Genomic DNA, 15,679 nt, shown 5'->3' with positions numbered 1-15,679 from the left:
ATTACGATACACTTCCATCTCTAGCGGGAGGCGCCTTGCGCGACCGAATCTTCGTCGAAGGAATCAAGTTTCACGGCTACCACGGCCTGACGCGGATGGAGCGTGAGGTCGGCTGTCGCCTGTCCATCGACGTCTCGCTGACCTTCGACCTTGAGGCCTCCGGTCGCGGAGACAATGTGCATCGGACCATCGACTACCGCAAGGTCCACGCGTGCGTGATCGAGCTCGGTCGCGGTTCTTCGCACAAGTTGCTGGAGTCGTTCGCCGTCGCCGTCCTCGATCGCTTGTTCGACGACTTCGCCGCCGAGGAGATCCGCATCACGGTCCGCAAGGAGACCCCGGTGTTGGACGGCATCGTGGATTCGGTCGGTGTCGAGATCTTTAGGGATCGCAAGGCCTGGAACCGGAATCGCGAATGAAGGTCCGACGACGATTCCCGTTCGAGGCGGCTCATAAGCTTCCCAATCATCCGGGCAAGTGCAAAGAGCTCCACGGCCACTCCTACAAGTTGTTCGTCACCGTCGATCGCGAGGTCGATGCCGAGAGCGGCATGGCCATCGACTTCTCCGACCTGAAGACCATCGTCCGCGAGCACGTCGTGAATCGGTTGGATCATCGCTACATCAATGAGATCATCGACAACCCGACCGCCGAACGGATGGCGGTCTGGTGCTGGCAGCAACTGACGAGAGGTCTCGACGGACTGGTCGAGATCGAGCTCCACGAGACGGAGAACTGCTCCGTGATCTATCGAGGCGAGTAACCGATGGACCTGAAGAAGATGGAAGAGGGGATCCGCATGTTCCTCGACGGTATCGGCGGCGGCTTCGAGGCGGACGATCGCGAGCGGACACCCGAGCGAGTCGCACGGGCCTGGCGCGACGACCTGGTCTCCGGCTACGACCTCGATCCGGGCGAGGAGCTCACGTGGACTCCATGCGCCGCTGACGAGGGGTTGGTCCTTGTGCGTGACGTGCGCTTCGCGTCGATCTGTGTCCATCATCTGCTGCCGTTCTTCGGCACGGCGGATGTGGCCTACCTGCCCGGTCGGCGTCTTGCCGGACTGAGCAAGATCGGCCGCGTTCTCGACGCTCACTCCCGTCGCCTGCAGACCCAGGAACATCTCACGCGTGGCGTCGTCGACACGCTTGTCGAGGTGCTGGAGCCGCGAGGCGTCCTGGTCGTGTTGCACGCGGAGCATACCTGCATGTCGTTGCGTGGCGTGCGGAAGGAAGGTAGCCGGATGACCACGATGCGGGGCGCCGGTCTGTTGGCCGAGGGCGCCCGTCGTGACGAAGCGCTCGCACTGATCGCGGGGCATCGCGGGTGAGACGGCTCGTCGTCTTCTTGCTTCTGTTGTTGTACGGGCTCTCCGGGCAGGTGTTCGGGGATACCGTCGACGATGCGCTCGCTCGTCGTGCGGCGGCGCTCGGCGAGAAGACCCCCAGGATGCGGATCGGCCTCGATGAGGGTGCCACGCTGAGGGTCGCCGGCTCCGGTTTTCGTGTCATCGATCCCGTAAGCGGCGCCGATGTCTGGCGGGATCGCTATCGCGGTGAGTTGCGGTTCGTCGCGGAAGACCCGGCGGACCCTGCAGGCGCGAGTGCGACGTCAACGGATCGGCGTCAGAGTGTCTTCCGCGTCCAGGTTGCCGCCTTCGGTGGACGGGATGCCGCCGAGGCGGAGCTGGAGAAGCTGACAAAGCAATTCGGTGTCAGCGGTGTGGTTCGCGAAGACGTGGACCGTGGCAACTGGCGTGTTCGCCTGGGGGAGTCGGAACGCCGGGCGGGCCTTCAACCCCTGGTCGATCGGCTACGGGTCGCCGGACTCGGCTCGATCTGGATCGCCGAGGAGCCGTTACGCGAGGCGGCCCGCTTCCGTATCCGTCTTGTCGATGAGAGCTATGCCTCCCAGGTCCTGGATCTGGGGCGGGTGGCGATCGTCCCGATCGGCAGCGCGGGGGTCAAGGTCGAGGATGTGGCGTATCGCGGTCTGGTCGAGGTGCGTACCACCGGCTTCGGGACCCTGCAGGCGATCAACTGGATCCATCTCGAACGTTACCTGCGTGGTGTGGTGCCCGCCGAGTTGGGGCCGGAGGTCTGGCCCGAACTCGAGGCGCTGAAAGCGCAGGCGGTCGCCGCACGGACCTATGCCTGGGCCAATCGTAATCAGTTTGCCGATCGTGGTTTCGATATCTGTTTCACGCCGCGCTGTCAGGTCTACAAGGGGCTGCGCGCGGAGCATCCGCTCTCCGATCGCGCGTTATCGCAAACCCGCGGGGAGGTCCTGGTGCATGGCAAGCAGCCGATCGATGCCAAGTACACGGCGACCTGTGGCGGCCACACGGAGAATGGCGGACTGATCTTCCCCGAGCATCTCGACTCGAAGTACCTGACCGGTGTTCCCTGTCGCGCCGAGGAGGATGCGATGGCCAGCCTGCGTGGCACGGTGGTCGGTCGTGACTTGACCGCCGTCAAGGACGAGACCGGTCGGGATGTTTCCCGGGACCACGGTTTGCTGGTCGCCGCCGGTGTGCTGAAGGACGGCGCCAGCTTGCGAGACGCGACACGCAGACTGGCGTCCCTGGCGGGGCGTCCGGCGCCGCAGGGACCCGAGCCGTCGACGGCCACACTCGGAGCCTCCTCCGAGCAGCTGTTGCGGGACCTCGGCCTGGCGCCACGACTCGATCTCCTCGTGGCAGACGCCGACGTGCCGGCGCTTCTGAGGGATGCCGAGGTCGAGAGCCTGCCGGCGACGCAACAGCGGGCGCTGGCCTACCTGGTTTCTATCGATGCCCTCAGCTCTCACGGCGACGGACGCTACCGGGCCGGAGAGGCGACGCAGATCCGACGCCTGGTCCCGGCGCTGGCGCGGCTGGGGGAGAGCTACAAGGCGTTCCGTCTGAAGAAGGCGGTCGTCTCCGGCCTGGGGAAGACGAGTGTGAGGGTCATCCGCGGGAAGTCCGAGGTCCGTGTCGAGTTGGCGTCCAGTCCGACGCTACTGGGTTGGTCCGGTGGGCATCCGGTGCCCGTCGATCAACTGGAGTTGTGGCCCGGCGATCGGATCCGTTATCGAACCGATGCGCGGGGCGCCATCGACTTCCTGGAGCTGAGACCCCCAGTCAAGGGCACGTCGGACGATCGCAGCGGACGGCTCTACAAGTGGCAGGTTCGCAAGACCCGTCGTCAGCTGGAACGAACCATCAACCGTCGACTGTCGATCGGGACGCTGAAGGATCTGAAGGTGATCAAGCGGGGTGTGTCCGGTCGTGTCGTCGAACTCGAACTCGTCGGCAGCAGCGGCTCGAGTCGTGCGATCGGTTTCGATGTGCGGAGGGTCCTGGACCTGCGCGAGATCCTGACGGTGATCGAGATCCAGCGCGCCACGGACGGATCCATCGAGGCCGTGCTGTTCACCGGTAAGGGCTGGGGGCACGGTGTCGGGATGTGTCAGGTAGGTGCCTATGGCATGGCCCTCCGCGGTGCGGGCTATCGGAAAATCCTCGCGCACTACTACCGGGGCACCGAAATCGAGAAGATCGGCGATTTCCCGTAAACTCACCCCAAAACAGGTAGTGAACTCCCACCTCCCGGAACCTATATTCCATGAAGAGTCTGTCCAGGAGGCACTCCGTGGGAAGCACACTTCGATTGTTAGGACTGATCGCGATGGCAGCCGGTGCCTGGCTGTTGATCGCCGAGGAGGCGTCGCTCATGCAAAGCGACGAATTCTTCCAGTTCACCGGCCCATTACTGATAGGCGGAGCGGTCGCTTTCGTCGGTGGGCTCCTGCTGACGGTGCTCTCGCCGGTTGCCCGTACAATGTCCGGGAGTCGTTGCGCACGTTGTAGCGCAGCCGTACCGCGAGGGCAGACGTATTGTGCCGATCACCTGCGAGCCACGGTCCAGGAATATCAGGACCGTCTGCATTCTCAGCGTCGCTAGCGTCCCCACTCCTCATCATCTGTGGTCCGACCGGTAGCGGGAAGACCGAAATCGCGATCGAGGTCGCGAAGGCCGTTGACGGCGAAATCGTCGGCTGCGATGCGTTGCAGGTGTACCGACGCTTCGACATCGCGACGGCCAAGCCCTCCGACGCGCAGCGGGCCGAGGTGCCCCATCATCTGGTCGACGAAGTTGAGCCGGGCGAGTTGTTCACGTTGGCCCGCTACGTCCGCCGGGCCGAGACGGTGATCGCCGAGATCGTCGACCGGAAACGACAGCCGATCATCGTCGGCGGGACCGGGATGTACCTGAGAGGGCTCCTGCGTGGCATCGTCGATGCGCCGTCTCGGGATGAAGCGCTGAGAGAACGGCTCTACGGCCTGCGGGAGCGCTACGGCGCCGAGCGACTCTATCGTCTGCTGCGGTGTTGGGATCCCGAGAGTGCCGGCCGTCTGCACGCCGCCGACGGGCAGCGGACCATTCGGGCCCTCGAGCTCCTGCTGTCGGAGGGCCCCAGCTGGAGCCGACGGCTCGAGCAGCAGGGGACCTGGGCCGCCGGCGCCGAGCGATTCCCCAATGCCAAGTTTGCGCTGCAGTTCGATTCGCAGCGATTGGCCCGTCGCCTGGAAGAGAGGGTCGATGGGTTCTTCGCGGCCGGGTTGCTTCAGGAGGTCGAGGCGATCCTGGCCGACGGGATCCCGGAGAGCGCCAGTGGGTTCAAGGCCATCGGTTATCGAGAGATCCTGCAATGCCGGCAGGCGGGCCAGGATCCACGGTCGGCGTTACCGACGATCCAACGGAACACAAGACGCTACGCGAAGCGTCAACGCACCTGGTTCCGGAGCGAGCCCGGCGTGATCTGGCTGGACGCGGAACGACCCGCCGAGGTCGTCGCGGGAGAGATCGTGACCCACTGGACGGCCAACCCCCACCCCCCTTGACAAGAAACCCACGTCTACCGTGGTATACTCCGCGCGCTCGAATCCATCGTATGGGAGGACGCGGATGGAAGGGGAGTCTAGAAACCTTCAGAACGACTTCTTCAACGCGGCTCGTAAAGCGCGTTCGGTCGTCACTGTGTTTCTCAGCAACGGCAAGAAGCTGACGGGTCGCGTCAAATCCTTTGACAAGTTCACGGTCTTGCTGGAAGGACACCAGGGGGAACTCCTGGTGTTCAAGCATGCGGTCTCGACGGTCAGCCCCAACTCGGCCGCCGGTCGATCCGAGGCCGCCGCCCGTCCCGCCGCAGCGACTGTGGACGGGTAAGGGTGCCGGCTAGGGGTGACGGTTAGCGTCTGAAGAAACCGCGCTTGGGTTCGGCCCCGACGGGCTCGGCAGTCTTCGACGAGGGCTCGCCGCCCGTGGCTGTGGTCCCCGACAGGTCGCGGATGCGGTCGTTCAGTCGCTCGATCTTCGTCTCGTACTCGGTCCGCACCAGCTTCATCTGCTGCGCCAGACGGGAGTTCTCGTCGCGAAGTCTTTCGACAGCGCCGTCGTTGGAATCGACATGCTCGCTGTTCTGCGCCAACGCCTGCTGCAGCCGTTGGATCTCTTCGTCCTTGGCGTCCAGGTCGGTCTTGTGACGTTCCTGGGACTCCTCGTAACGTTGACGGATCTCCTGCAACTCGAGGATCTTGGAAAAATCGCCTAGTGGTTGGCCCATGTCATCTCCCCCATCGACGGGATTCTCGGACTGGTAGAGGAACTTGCGTAGGATCAGATCGAGGTCGCCTGGATTGCTGGAAGAGGCCAGGGCGGTCTCGACACTGACAGCCCCGTTCAACACCAGAGCCGCCGTCGACTGGTTCATCGACTGCATGCGGTAGTAGGAGACGGAACTCTCGAGTTCCTCTTCGAGCGCCTCCAGGTTTCCTTCCAGAATCAGTTTGGAGACCCGCGGCGAACGGCGGAGGATCTCGATGGCTGCGACGAGTCCCTGGCCATCCTTTCGCTCGATCAGTTTCATCGACACGACCGCCTGTAGGACGTTGGCCAGCTGCTGGCGGATCTGTCGGTGATTACCGGAGGGGAAGCTGTCGATCAGTCGATCGATGGTCTGAACGGCACCGTTGGTGTGAAGCGTGGAGAAGACCAGATGGCCGGTCTCGGCCGCGGTCAAGACCGTCGACATCGTCTCGGCGTCCCGCATCTCGCCGACCATGATCACGTCGGGGTCCTGTCGCAGGGCGTTGCGTAACGCGTGGCTGAAGCCCGGCGTGTCGCAACCGATCTCTCGCTGGGTGACCGCGCCGAGGTTGTCATTCAGTAAGAACTCGATCGGATCCTCGACGGTCACGATGTGAACCAGTCGGGTATCCGCCACCCGTCGCATCATCGCGGCCAATGTGGACGACTTGCCGGCACCGGTCGGTCCCGTGATCAGGACCAAGCCTTGCGGTAGTTTCGTGAACTCCTCGACCACCGGTGGGAGCGACCAGTCCTCGAGGGACGGGAAGTCAAACGGCACACGGCGGAAGATCGCCGAGAGCGTGCCGCGTTGATGGAATACCGACGCGCGAAAACGGGAGACACCGGGAACGCTGTAACCGAAATCGACGGCCTGCATATCTTTCAGGGCGGCCCGTTGCCGATCGGTGAGGATCTTGTCCAGCATCGTCGGGATCGCGTCCGGCGGAACCGGGTCGGTCTTGAGCGGCAACAGCTTGCCGTTCAAGCGCAGAAGCGGTGGGCGTGCCGGTTTCAGATGGAGATCGGAGGCCTGCTTCTCGACCATGAAGCGAAGCAAGTCGTCGATGTCCAGAAGGTCTAATTGCATGGTCGATTCCGTAGGGGAGTCCTCCATCCGGACCCGCTTCTCGAACATAGGTCCGGCCTAAACAGGCCGCAACTACGGGAGTTTGACCGTGAAGCCGTAAATGGTCTATAAATCAGCACTTTCGAGCGATAGGCGAGGCATGTGAACGCCAAGAGACTGCTGGCAAACCTGAATCTTGCCAATCAGCTGACCTTTCTACGGTTGGCGGCCGTCCCGTTCTTCATCCTCTCGATCCTCGAGGGTCGCTTCGACCTGGCGCTGTTGATCTTTGTCGGTGCCGCCGTGACGGACTTCCTCGACGGTTGGACCGCGCGGGTCCTGAACGCCGGCACGCCGCTGGGTGCCTGGCTCGACCCCGCGGCCGACAAGCTGCTGCTGACCTCGGCGTTCATTCTGTTGACCGACTATCCGCGGATGTTCCAGGACATCGACATGGTGGCCCGCCTGCCGGTGTGGCTGACGGTTCTGACGATCTCTCGTGATGCCTGTATCGTCGGCATCGCGTTCATCCTCACGATCACCCACGCACAGCGTCGCTTCAAGCCTTCGATCTGGGGCAAGCTGACCACCGCCGTCGAGTTGATCACCATCGGTGGCTTCCTGCTGGCCAACGCGCTGCAACGCACGGGCCTGTTGTTGGAGATCGCGATCTGGACGACGCTGACGTTGACGCTGATCTCCGGTTTCCACTACATGATCCGCACGATCCGCATGTTGCAGCAGGACGGAACGGCCGCTCCACCCGGACCCCATGACTGACTCCCTGCGTTTCGACGACGCCACATCGTCGGCACTGGGTTTCGCAGAACTACTGGACTGGCTGGCGAAACGGGCGGTGACACCACCGGGTCGCGAAGCGCTCCTTTCCTTGCGGCCGCACACCGATCGAGCCCGGCTGGAGCAGGTCTTCGACGGGATCGACGAGCTTCGACAGTTTCGTCAGGGACTGGGGCGGCTCGTGCCGCGGGGGCTTCCCGATCCCATGCCTAGCCGTCGTCTGCTGGCCAGCGGGGATCGCGGGCTGGATCCGTCGGCCCTGCGCGCGCTGGCCGGGTTCCTGGTCGGCTCGGGCAAGGTCAGAGAGCGTGCCGACGATCTGTCGGTCGAGCAGTGGCCGGTCTTGCGCAGCGCGTTGGATGCGATCCCTACCGGGTTGCTGCCGCTGGCCCAGGAGATCCTGAAGGGGGTCGATCCCGACGGCAACCTGACCGACAGCGCCAGCCCCGAGCTGGGGCGCATCCGCCGTCGGCAGCGGGAGTCGGCCGGTCGCCTGCAGAAGATGCTGGAAGGCTGGATGCGGGAGCCGGCTCGGGCGGTGCACCTGCAGGATACCTTCGTCACCCAGCGCAATCAGCGGTTCGTGGTTCCGGTCAAGACCGATTCCAGCGGACAGGTGGCTGGCATCGTCCACGACCACTCGTCGACGGGATCGACCCGTTTCATCGAACCGCTGGAGACCGTCGAGCTTAACAATGAGCGCGTTCAGCTAAGGGATCGTGAGCGGGAGGAAGAGCGCCGGATCCTGCTGGAGTGGAAGGGCGCTCTGCTGGAGCAGCTGGACACCATCGATCGCAACGTGGAACAGATCGCGATCCTCGACGGGCTCGAGGCTCGGGCCGAGTTTGCCGATCGGTTGGAGGGCTGTCGCCCGTCGTTCGGCGAGAGCGCGGCCCTGTCGGCCGAGGGTCTCCGTCATCCTCTGCTGATCCGTCACTTCGAAGGCGAGTCGCGGGAGGTCGTGCCCCTCGAGATCACCGTCGATGCCGAGACGCCTCTGCTGGTCATCTCCGGTCCCAACGCGGGTGGCAAAACTGTGGTGTTGAAGAGTCTCGGTTTGGCGGTGTTGATGGCGCAGTCCGGGATTCCTCCGCTCGCGACGCGGCTTGCGGCCCCGATCTACGAACGACTGTTCGCCGACATAGGCGATCATCAGTCGATCGACGACGACCTGTCGACCTACTCCGGTCACGTGGCCTCGCTGCGCACGGTCGTCGAGCAGGCCGCACCGCGCTCGTTGCTGTTGATCGATGAGATCGGTTCCGGAACCGACCCCGCGGAGGGTGCGGCGTTGGCCCAGGCGTTCCTGGAACGTTACCTGAGGCCGGGCTTCACCACCATCGCGACGACCCATCATGGTCCGCTGAAGCGCTGGGCCTATCTGGAGCCGAAGATCGACTCCGCCGCCATGGAATTTGACGACGAGGCCCATCGTCCGACCTATCGGATGATTCCACGAACGGCCGGGTCGTCGGCCGGTCTGGATGTGGCCGAGCGACTCGGGCTGCCGGCCGATTTGCTCAGCCGCGCCCGGGAACTGCTGGGCGAGCATGGCGTCGAGTCCGAACGGTTCATGCGTCGTCTGCGTGAGGCGGTGTCGGGCGCCGAGAAGGAGCGTGACGAGGCGCAGGCCGCCCATGACACGCTTCAGCGCAAGCTTGCGGAGATCGAGGGTCAGGCGAAGGACGATCGTCGCGAGATCCAGGTCAAGGCTTCCAGGGAGCTGGATCGTGCCCTGCAGGAGTTTCGCAAGCAGGCCGGCAAGCAGCTCCGTGGTCTGGAGGAGGGGACGGCGCGTCGTGCCGCTCAGAAGGAATACCAGACCCGCGAGGCCGCCATGAGGATGGAGCATCGGCGCCGGGACGCCGAGCTGGGTGCGCCGGAAGACGATGGCTCGCCCCCGGCGACGTTGCAGGTCGGAATGTCGGTACGTGTTCACTCGTTGGCGCGAGTGGGGACGCTTGTGGCCGTCGACGGGGAACGGGCCGACGTGAAGCTTGGTAGCCACTCGTTCAACGTGTCGATCAGCGATCTGCGGGTCAGCGATTCGCAGGCGGATGCCGGCACGGGCGGACCCAGAGTTCCGACGCCGATGGATGACACCGACGAGAGTTATCCGACGGAGATCGTGCTGATCGGTGAACGGGTGGTCGAGGCGCTGGAGAAGCTGGATCGTTACCTGGATGAGGGGGTAGCGGCGGGGCTTGACGTGACCCGGATTGTGCATGGGCATGGGACCGGGAAGTTGAGGAACGCGGTGCGGGAGTATCTGCGGGGGGATCCGAGGATCAAGAAGGTGCGGCCGGGGGATGAGACGGAGGGGGGCAACGCCGCAACGATCGCGACCCTACGCTGAGGTCCGTCGGGGGCGCCGCACCAGCTCTCCCATACAGTTCGGACAGTTCGCACTCAACTTCCGCGCACACTCCCCACAGAAACTACACTCATAACTGCAGATGTAGGCCTCATCATCCGCCGCCAGCGCCACTTCACAGGCCTCACAACTCGTCTTCATCTCAAGACTCATGATCTTCTCTCAATTGCAGTTGCTTCTGATTCCAGATCCGAATCCCCAGAATCAACAGAACCACATACGGTATCCACAGAAAATGTTTGTAAGGCGCCGGCACGACCAGGAACAACACGACAAAGACGAGGACCCCGGTCCAGACCGCAATGGCCCCGCGAACCACCAGCGCCCGCTCACCGTCACTCTTCGTATTCCGATACGCCAGGTAGGTCCCCAGCACCCCGCCGATCACTCCGACCATCGCACCGATCGATCCGCCAAGGATCCCGTCCATCTCTTTACTCCGGGTGGGACCAGACGGCGAACTCATTGCCGCTGGGGTCCGTGAAGTGAAACCGCCGCCCACCGGGAAAGGCGTAGATCGGTTTGATGAGCTTGCCGCCGGCCTCCTCGATCTTGGCCTGGGTCGCCTCCAGCGAATGGCTGTAGAAGACGGTCAGCGCGCTGCCGGTCGTCGAATGGGCGCTCAGCGTGGATCGGACGAAGCCGCCGTTCAGGCCGGCGTTCTTGAACGAGGCGTAGTCCGGGCCGTAATCGACGAATTCCCAGCCGAACACCTGACTGAAGAACCGCTTCGAGCCGTCCATGTCGGTGACCGGAAATTCGAGGTAATTGATCTTCTCGTGGGCCGGCATGGGGCGCTCCCTTCCTGGATGGCAGATGCCGCCCCAATAATAGGACAAATCTCGTAAAATCCGGGTCGGATACAACCCTTGGGGCCCCGGTTGCATCCAATAGTCACCATGGAGGCAGCCATCATTCAGATTCCCGACCCATCCTCCGCTTCCGGCGGTTTGGTGGCGCGTGCCCGGGGTGGGGACTTCTCGGCCTACGAGCGGCTCTACCATCAGCATGTCGGACGGATCCACGGGCTGTGTATGCGGATGACCGCCAACCGTGGTGAGGCCGAGGACATGACCCAGCAGACCTTCATCCGGGCCTGGGAGAAGCTGGACACCTTCCGTGGCGAGGCCGGCTTCGGGGCCTGGCTCCGTAAGATTGCCGTCAACTTCGTGCTGAGCGAGCGGCGCTCGGGTCGTCGTCGCTACGAGCACACCGTCGAGGATATCCAGGTGGTGGAACCGGCTGAGGCCCCTCGTCCGGCGCCGGTCGGTGGCGGCGTCGACCTGGATCGGGCCATCGCGTTGTTACCGGAGCGGGCCCGCCTGGTCTTCATCCTGCACGACGTCGAGGGCTTCCGTCATCACGAGATCGGCGACCGGCTTGGGATCGCCGAGGGGACCTCCAAGAGCCAACTTCATCACGCGCGACGCATTCTAAGAGAGGCATTGAACTCATGACTCATCCCAACGAAGAGATGCTGAACGACTACGTCGACGAGTTACTCTCGGAGTCGGAGACTCTCGAGGTGCGTCGTCATCTCGATAGCTGCCCCGATTGCCGCTCCGACGTGGAGTCGATCCGGAACCTGTTGCATCAGGCGACGCAGTTGAGCGATATCGAGCCCGACCGCGACCTGCTGGATGCGGTTCGAGTTCGCGCCCGCAAGCCTAGCTACGGCTGGACCCGCTGGCTGGCGGCGGCCGCCGCGGTGGGGTTGGTGGCGATCTTTGCCGGACTCGAGCTCGGTCGTGACAACGGGGAGACCGCGGTGGGCCCGTCGGGCAAAGTCGAGCCGTCGTTTGAGACCCTGCTGGCCAACTTCGAGGCCGCGGAGGCCGAGTACATCCGGGCGACCGAGTCGTTGGCGGAGGGGCTTGAAGCCCGCCGCGACGAGATCGAGCCCGAGACCCTGGCGGTCCTGGATAAGAACCTGGCCGTCGTCGATACCGCCATCGCCGAGGTCCGTCTGGCCCTGGGTCGCGACGGGGTCACCTTCGAGAACAGCCACATCCTGACCGCCCTTTATAACCGGAAATTAGACATTCTCTTGCGGGCCTCCCGGCTCCGCTCCTGAGAGGAATTGCCATGAAGAAGATCACACTCATCGCCGCACTATTACTGATGGCACTGCCGCTTCTGGCGGGGACCAAGACCGTCGACATCACCCGCGACGCGACCGCGGACGCCGACGTCTCCATCGAGCTGATCTCGGGGACCATCCGTGTCGTCGTCGGCAGCAACAGCGAGGTTCGGATCCGCGGGACCGTCAACGACCGCTGGGAGACCGTCGAGGTCGACGGCGACGACGACGATATCTCGATCGAGGTCGATCTCCCCAGCGGGACCCACAACAACGTCCGATTGGAGGCCGACCTGGAGATCAGCGTGCCCGCCGGTGTCGAGCTGAGCATCGAGACCGTCAGCTCCGAGATCTGGGTAGAGGGTCTGACCGGTAGCGTCTCCGTCGAAACGGTCAGCGGCGACATCGACATCGACGGAAACATGGAAGAGATCCTCGTGGAGTCCGTCAGTGGGAGCATCGACATCCGCGGCGGCAAGTCGACCGACACCATCGAGGTGGAGCTGGTCTCCGGCACGGTCGAGGTGTCCGGTGGCTTCAACAACGGCGGCGACTATTCGATCGGCGCCGTCAGCGGCAACATCACGCTTCGTGTGCCTGCGGGCTTCGGTGCGGAGTACGAGATCGAGACCTTCAGCGGTTCGATCAAGAGCGACTTCGGTCCCACCCCCAAGCGTGCCGAGTACCTGCCGTCCAAGAGCCTCAGCTTCACCGAGGGCAACGGCAGCGCCGATGTGGAGATCGAGACGTTTAGCGGTACGATCCGACTGCAGAAATCCTGAACACGACAGAGGTCCAGCACCCGTGGAGAAGCCCGGCGTAAACGACCCGACCCGAGTCAAGCATTACGAGATTATCTCTCGGCTTGGCGAGGGAGGGATGGGCGTGGTCTATCGCGCCCGCGATACCCGGCTGGGTCGTACCGTCGCGCTGAAGATGCTGTCGGGTGAGTTCAGGCTGGATGCCGAGCGCAGTCGCCGGTTTGAGCGTGAGGCGAAGATCGTCTCGTCGGTCAGCCACCCCGGTATCGCGACGTTGTTCGATTTCGACGTGGATGGGGAATCGGCGTTTCTCACCATGGAACTGGTGGAGGGCCCGACCCTCCGAGAGGTTCTTGAGTCCGGCGCACTTCCCGTGGAGCAGGTGCTGGACTGTGGCTCCCAGGTGGCGTCCGCCATCGCGGCGGCTCACGAGCACGGGGTCATCCATCGAGACCTGAAGCCCGAGAACGTCATGGTCGGCGGCACCGGCTTCTACAAGGTGCTTGACTTCGGCGTCGCTCGGATCGAGGACGTCGTCAACGAGGAAGAAGAGTCCGGGTTGTCGAAGACCCAGACCCCGACCAAGTGGCTGACACGGGGCGGGGTGCTGATGGGCACCGTGGCCTACATGAGTCCCGAGCAGGTGTCGGGGAACGTTGCGGATGCCCGTTCGGACATCTTTGCACTAGGCAGCCTGCTGTACGAGCTTGCGACCGGTTGCTCTGCGTTTGCCCGTGGCAGTGACGTCGCGACGTTGCACGCGATAGCGTATGAACCGCCGAATATTCCGACCGACTCCGAGGTTCGGGTTCCCCGTGGTTTGGCGTTGGTGTTCGAGAAGTGTCTGGCGAAGGATCCTGGGAAACGCTACTCGTCGGCGGCGGAGCTTGCCGACGATCTCAACCTTCTACGCCGACAGATGCATGGCGGCTCCGGTGGTGTCGAGCGACTGAGCGTCTTTCCGGCGTCTAAGCGACGGGGGCTGTCAAAGCGTTGGTGGCTCGGGATCGCGGCGATCGTGGTTGTCGGTCTGCTGGGACTGTGGATTCCGAAGTTCGTCGATCGTGGACCTGAGGTGGAGGCGGCGGCGCAGACGTCGTCGGTGATGCCGGTGGCGATGGAGGTAGCGCCCATCCCGCGGGTCATCGTGGCGTTCTTCGAGAACCAGACCGGTGACGATAGTGCCGGTTGGATCTCCAGCGGTCTGCCGCAGATGCTGACCACCGATCTGTCGCGCTCGAGCCAACTCGAGGTGATCGCCACCCAGCGTCTGCACGACCTGCTGGCCAACGCCGGCAAGGACGCAACCACACCCCTCGATCGATCCACCACCGCCGAGCTGGCCCGTTGGGCCCGCGCCGACATCGTCATCAGCGGCTCGGTGTTCAAGCTGGGCGATCAGTACCGCATCGATGCCCAGGCCTACGATGTCGAGACCGGCACGTTGTCCGCCGCCCACAAGGTATCGGGGACAGATTTATTTTTGATGGTCGAGAACCTGACCACCGGGCTGCTGTCCGGTCTGACCCAGGGCGAGACGACCCGCCCCGAGAGGATGCCCACCCGGTCGCAGGACGCGTTCCTGGCCTTCACCGAGGGCAAGACCCAGTACGAGAACCTACAGTTCGAAGCGGCGGCGGACAGCTTCCGTGCGTCCATCGAGCACGACGGCGAGTTTGCGTTGCCACAGGTCCATCTAGCGACGACGCTGCTGACGATGGGTGACGTGGACGGCGGGTTGGTCGCCATCGAGACGGCCCTGCAGGATTCCGAGTCTCTTCCCGAGGACGAGCGCTTGCTGGCGCAGGGGATCGACGCGTATTTCCGCGAGGGCGACTTCGTGAAGGGCGCCGCGTTGTTTGCGGATCTGATCGAACGCTTCCCCCGTAATCCCGAGTCCCATGTCTGGTGGGGTCGCGCGGCGTCCGAGCTGCAGGGCGACTCGATGGAAGGCATCCGCCAGCTGCGTGCGGCGCTCAAGATCGATCGGGACTACCTACCGGCGGTTGTCGGCCTGGCAGGGGAGATGAGCCGACTGGGGGCCGTAGAGGAGTCCCAGACGATGCTTCAGGCGGCTGCGGATCGTTGTCCGATGGCGGCGGACGCGATCATGGAGCTGATGGAGTAGGGCGAGCTAGAGCGTTTCGACGAGCACGAGATGCGGCGACTCGAAGATGCTTGCCGGCGAGATGACCGGCTCGTTCATGGAGAGTCCGTCGGGGTATCGCTCCTTGATCTTGGCCGCGACCTCAGGACTGGACAGGTCGAAGTCCGCGAACGTCTGTCGCGAACCAATCTCTAGTCCCAGCGCCGAGTGGTACATCTTCCACACCAGCTCGGAGCAGTAGATCCGATCGTCGGACCACTCGAAGCGTAGATCGTAGGGGCGTCCCGAAAAGCGCTTGCCGACTTCCTTCAGTCGGGTCAGCGCCTCCGGCGTCAGGATACGATCCGCGTCCTTCAGTCTCTTGACGACATAGTGACCGTCGATCCCGCGATCGATCCACTCCTGGAGCGGGGTCACCTTCACGGGACCGACCGCCTCGTAGACGAACGGCTTGCCATCGTTGATGTAGATCACTCCCATGTGGGTGTAACGCGAGTTCATGGCCAGGCGTAGGGCCACGCTCTGGGACGAGCGGGACTCGTGGAAGATGATGTCGCCGTTTCGGTAGCTGGATTCGGACGCCGGAGTGCAGCCGATGACCAGGAGGAGTACAAGGACAACCCTTCTCATCGTGTAGCTGATTGCGGTGGGTGTGTGGGTCATCTACATGATCCCGTTTGTCGCCGGGTGGATCCCGATTATCGTGTGAACGATCCGTAACGGCATCCCGGATAAGCGGTTCGAGAGTTTACGCTTCATGGACGTCGTACGAGGTGATCTCGATCTCATGTCCGTCCGGATCAAGAAAGTAAATCGAATGCGAGATCTCATGATCCTGAAACTCAACTTCGATCCCGAGT

18 protein-coding genes are annotated in these 15,679 nt (G+C 63.6%); 13 read left to right on the top strand and 5 right to left on the bottom strand.

What is annotated here, in order from left to right:
• The first annotated feature begins 35 nt into the window (after window positions 1–35).
• The 7 genes from folB to hfq all read left to right on the top strand — a co-directional run bounded on the left by folB (window position 36) and on the right by hfq (window position 5,210).
• Window positions 36–419 carry a dihydroneopterin aldolase gene (gene folB / locus OES25_05130; protein ID MDH3627023.1) on the top strand — a complete coding sequence of 128 codons (384 nt, stop codon included), beginning with the start codon at window positions 36–38 and terminating at the stop codon, window positions 417–419.
• Window positions 416–763 (top strand): 6-carboxytetrahydropterin synthase QueD, encoded by a 348-nt coding sequence (gene queD, locus OES25_05125; GenBank protein MDH3627022.1) that lies wholly within the window; start codon window positions 416–418, stop codon window positions 761–763. Before folB ends, queD begins: the two co-directional genes overlap by 4 nt.
• 3 nt (window positions 764–766) lie before the next feature.
• Window positions 767–1,330, top strand: coding sequence for a GTP cyclohydrolase I (locus OES25_05120; protein MDH3627021.1), 564 nt, complete (start codon window positions 767–769; stop codon window positions 1,328–1,330).
• On the top strand, window positions 1,327–3,555 hold the full coding sequence (locus OES25_05115) for a SpoIID/LytB domain-containing protein (GenBank protein MDH3627020.1): 2,229 nt from the start codon (window positions 1,327–1,329) through the stop codon (window positions 3,553–3,555). The genes OES25_05120 and OES25_05115 overlap by 4 nt, the downstream gene beginning before the upstream one ends.
• 77 nt (window positions 3,556–3,632) lie before the next feature.
• The gene (locus OES25_05110) at window positions 3,633–3,944 is read left to right on the top strand and encodes a hypothetical protein (GenBank protein MDH3627019.1); all 312 of its coding nucleotides are present in this window, start codon (window positions 3,633–3,635) and stop codon (window positions 3,942–3,944) included.
• Window positions 3,878–4,885, top strand: a complete 1,008-nt coding sequence (miaA, locus tag OES25_05105; GenBank protein MDH3627018.1) for a tRNA (adenosine(37)-N6)-dimethylallyltransferase MiaA — start codon at window positions 3,878–3,880, stop codon at window positions 4,883–4,885. Before OES25_05110 ends, miaA begins: the two co-directional genes overlap by 67 nt.
• A 64-nt stretch (window positions 4,886–4,949) precedes the next feature.
• Window positions 4,950–5,210 carry an RNA chaperone Hfq gene (gene hfq / locus OES25_05100; GenBank protein MDH3627017.1) on the top strand — a complete coding sequence of 87 codons (261 nt, stop codon included), beginning with the start codon at window positions 4,950–4,952 and terminating at the stop codon, window positions 5,208–5,210.
• 22 nt (window positions 5,211–5,232) lie between these two features.
• On the opposite strand, the gene OES25_05095 is transcribed toward hfq, so the two are convergent.
• Window positions 5,233–6,720 (bottom strand): PilT/PilU family type 4a pilus ATPase, encoded by a 1,488-nt coding sequence (locus OES25_05095; protein MDH3627016.1) that lies wholly within the window; start codon window positions 6,718–6,720, stop codon window positions 5,233–5,235.
• A gap of 141 nt (window positions 6,721–6,861) precedes the next feature.
• Here OES25_05095 and OES25_05090 point away from each other — a divergent pair, with 141 nt between their 5' ends.
• Window positions 6,862–7,479, top strand: coding sequence for a CDP-alcohol phosphatidyltransferase family protein (locus OES25_05090; protein ID MDH3627015.1), 618 nt, complete (start codon window positions 6,862–6,864; stop codon window positions 7,477–7,479).
• Window positions 7,472–9,853, top strand: coding sequence for a Smr/MutS family protein (locus OES25_05085; protein ID MDH3627014.1), 2,382 nt, complete (start codon window positions 7,472–7,474; stop codon window positions 9,851–9,853). Before OES25_05090 ends, OES25_05085 begins: the two co-directional genes overlap by 8 nt.
• Here OES25_05085 and OES25_05080 read toward each other — a convergent pair.
• From OES25_05080 to OES25_05070, 3 genes are read right to left on the bottom strand one after another with little or no spacing between them, the layout of a single operon-like run.
• On the bottom strand, window positions 9,845–10,024 hold the full coding sequence (locus OES25_05080; protein MDH3627013.1) for a DUF1272 domain-containing protein: 180 nt from the start codon (window positions 10,022–10,024) through the stop codon (window positions 9,845–9,847). The two genes, OES25_05085 and OES25_05080, sit on opposite strands and share 9 nt — an antisense overlap.
• Entirely contained in the window at window positions 10,014–10,301 is a 288-nt protein-coding gene (locus tag OES25_05075) for a hypothetical protein (GenBank protein ID MDH3627012.1), read from the bottom strand. The genes OES25_05080 and OES25_05075 overlap by 11 nt, the downstream gene beginning before the upstream one ends.
• Window positions 10,302–10,305: 4 nt before the next feature.
• Window positions 10,306–10,662 carry a VOC family protein gene (locus tag OES25_05070; GenBank protein MDH3627011.1) on the bottom strand — a complete coding sequence of 119 codons (357 nt, stop codon included), beginning with the start codon at window positions 10,660–10,662 and terminating at the stop codon, window positions 10,306–10,308.
• 108 nt (window positions 10,663–10,770) lie between these two features.
• On the opposite strand from OES25_05070, the gene OES25_05065 reads away from it, so the two are divergent.
• The 4 genes from OES25_05065 to OES25_05050 are packed head-to-tail and all read left to right on the top strand — an operon-like array spanning window position 10,771 to window position 14,840.
• Window positions 10,771–11,328, top strand: coding sequence for an RNA polymerase sigma factor (locus OES25_05065; protein ID MDH3627010.1), 558 nt, complete (start codon window positions 10,771–10,773; stop codon window positions 11,326–11,328).
• Window positions 11,325–11,945 (top strand): zf-HC2 domain-containing protein, encoded by a 621-nt coding sequence (locus OES25_05060; GenBank protein MDH3627009.1) that lies wholly within the window; start codon window positions 11,325–11,327, stop codon window positions 11,943–11,945. Before OES25_05065 ends, OES25_05060 begins: the two co-directional genes overlap by 4 nt.
• Before the next feature lie 11 nt (window positions 11,946–11,956).
• Window positions 11,957–12,733 (top strand): DUF4097 family beta strand repeat-containing protein, encoded by a 777-nt coding sequence (locus OES25_05055; GenBank protein ID MDH3627008.1) that lies wholly within the window; start codon window positions 11,957–11,959, stop codon window positions 12,731–12,733.
• A 22-nt stretch (window positions 12,734–12,755) separates the two neighbouring features.
• Window positions 12,756–14,840: a protein kinase gene (locus tag OES25_05050; GenBank protein ID MDH3627007.1), complete on the top strand. Its 2,085-nt coding sequence runs from the start codon at window positions 12,756–12,758 to the stop codon at window positions 14,838–14,840.
• 6 nt (window positions 14,841–14,846) lie between these two features.
• Here the strand turns inward: OES25_05050 and OES25_05045 are convergent, their stop codons facing one another.
• Window positions 14,847–15,482 carry a YiiX family permuted papain-like enzyme gene (locus OES25_05045; protein ID MDH3627006.1) on the bottom strand — a complete coding sequence of 212 codons (636 nt, stop codon included), beginning with the start codon at window positions 15,480–15,482 and terminating at the stop codon, window positions 14,847–14,849.
• Window positions 15,483–15,679: the final 197 nt, after the last annotated feature.

This window comes from Acidobacteriota bacterium, from assembly GCA_029861955.1.
Lineage (GTDB): Bacteria > Acidobacteriota > Polarisedimenticolia > Polarisedimenticolales > Polarisedimenticolaceae > JAOTYK01.
Note: the sequence above shows the minus strand (reverse complement) of the source record. Positions and strands in the feature narration are given on the sequence as shown.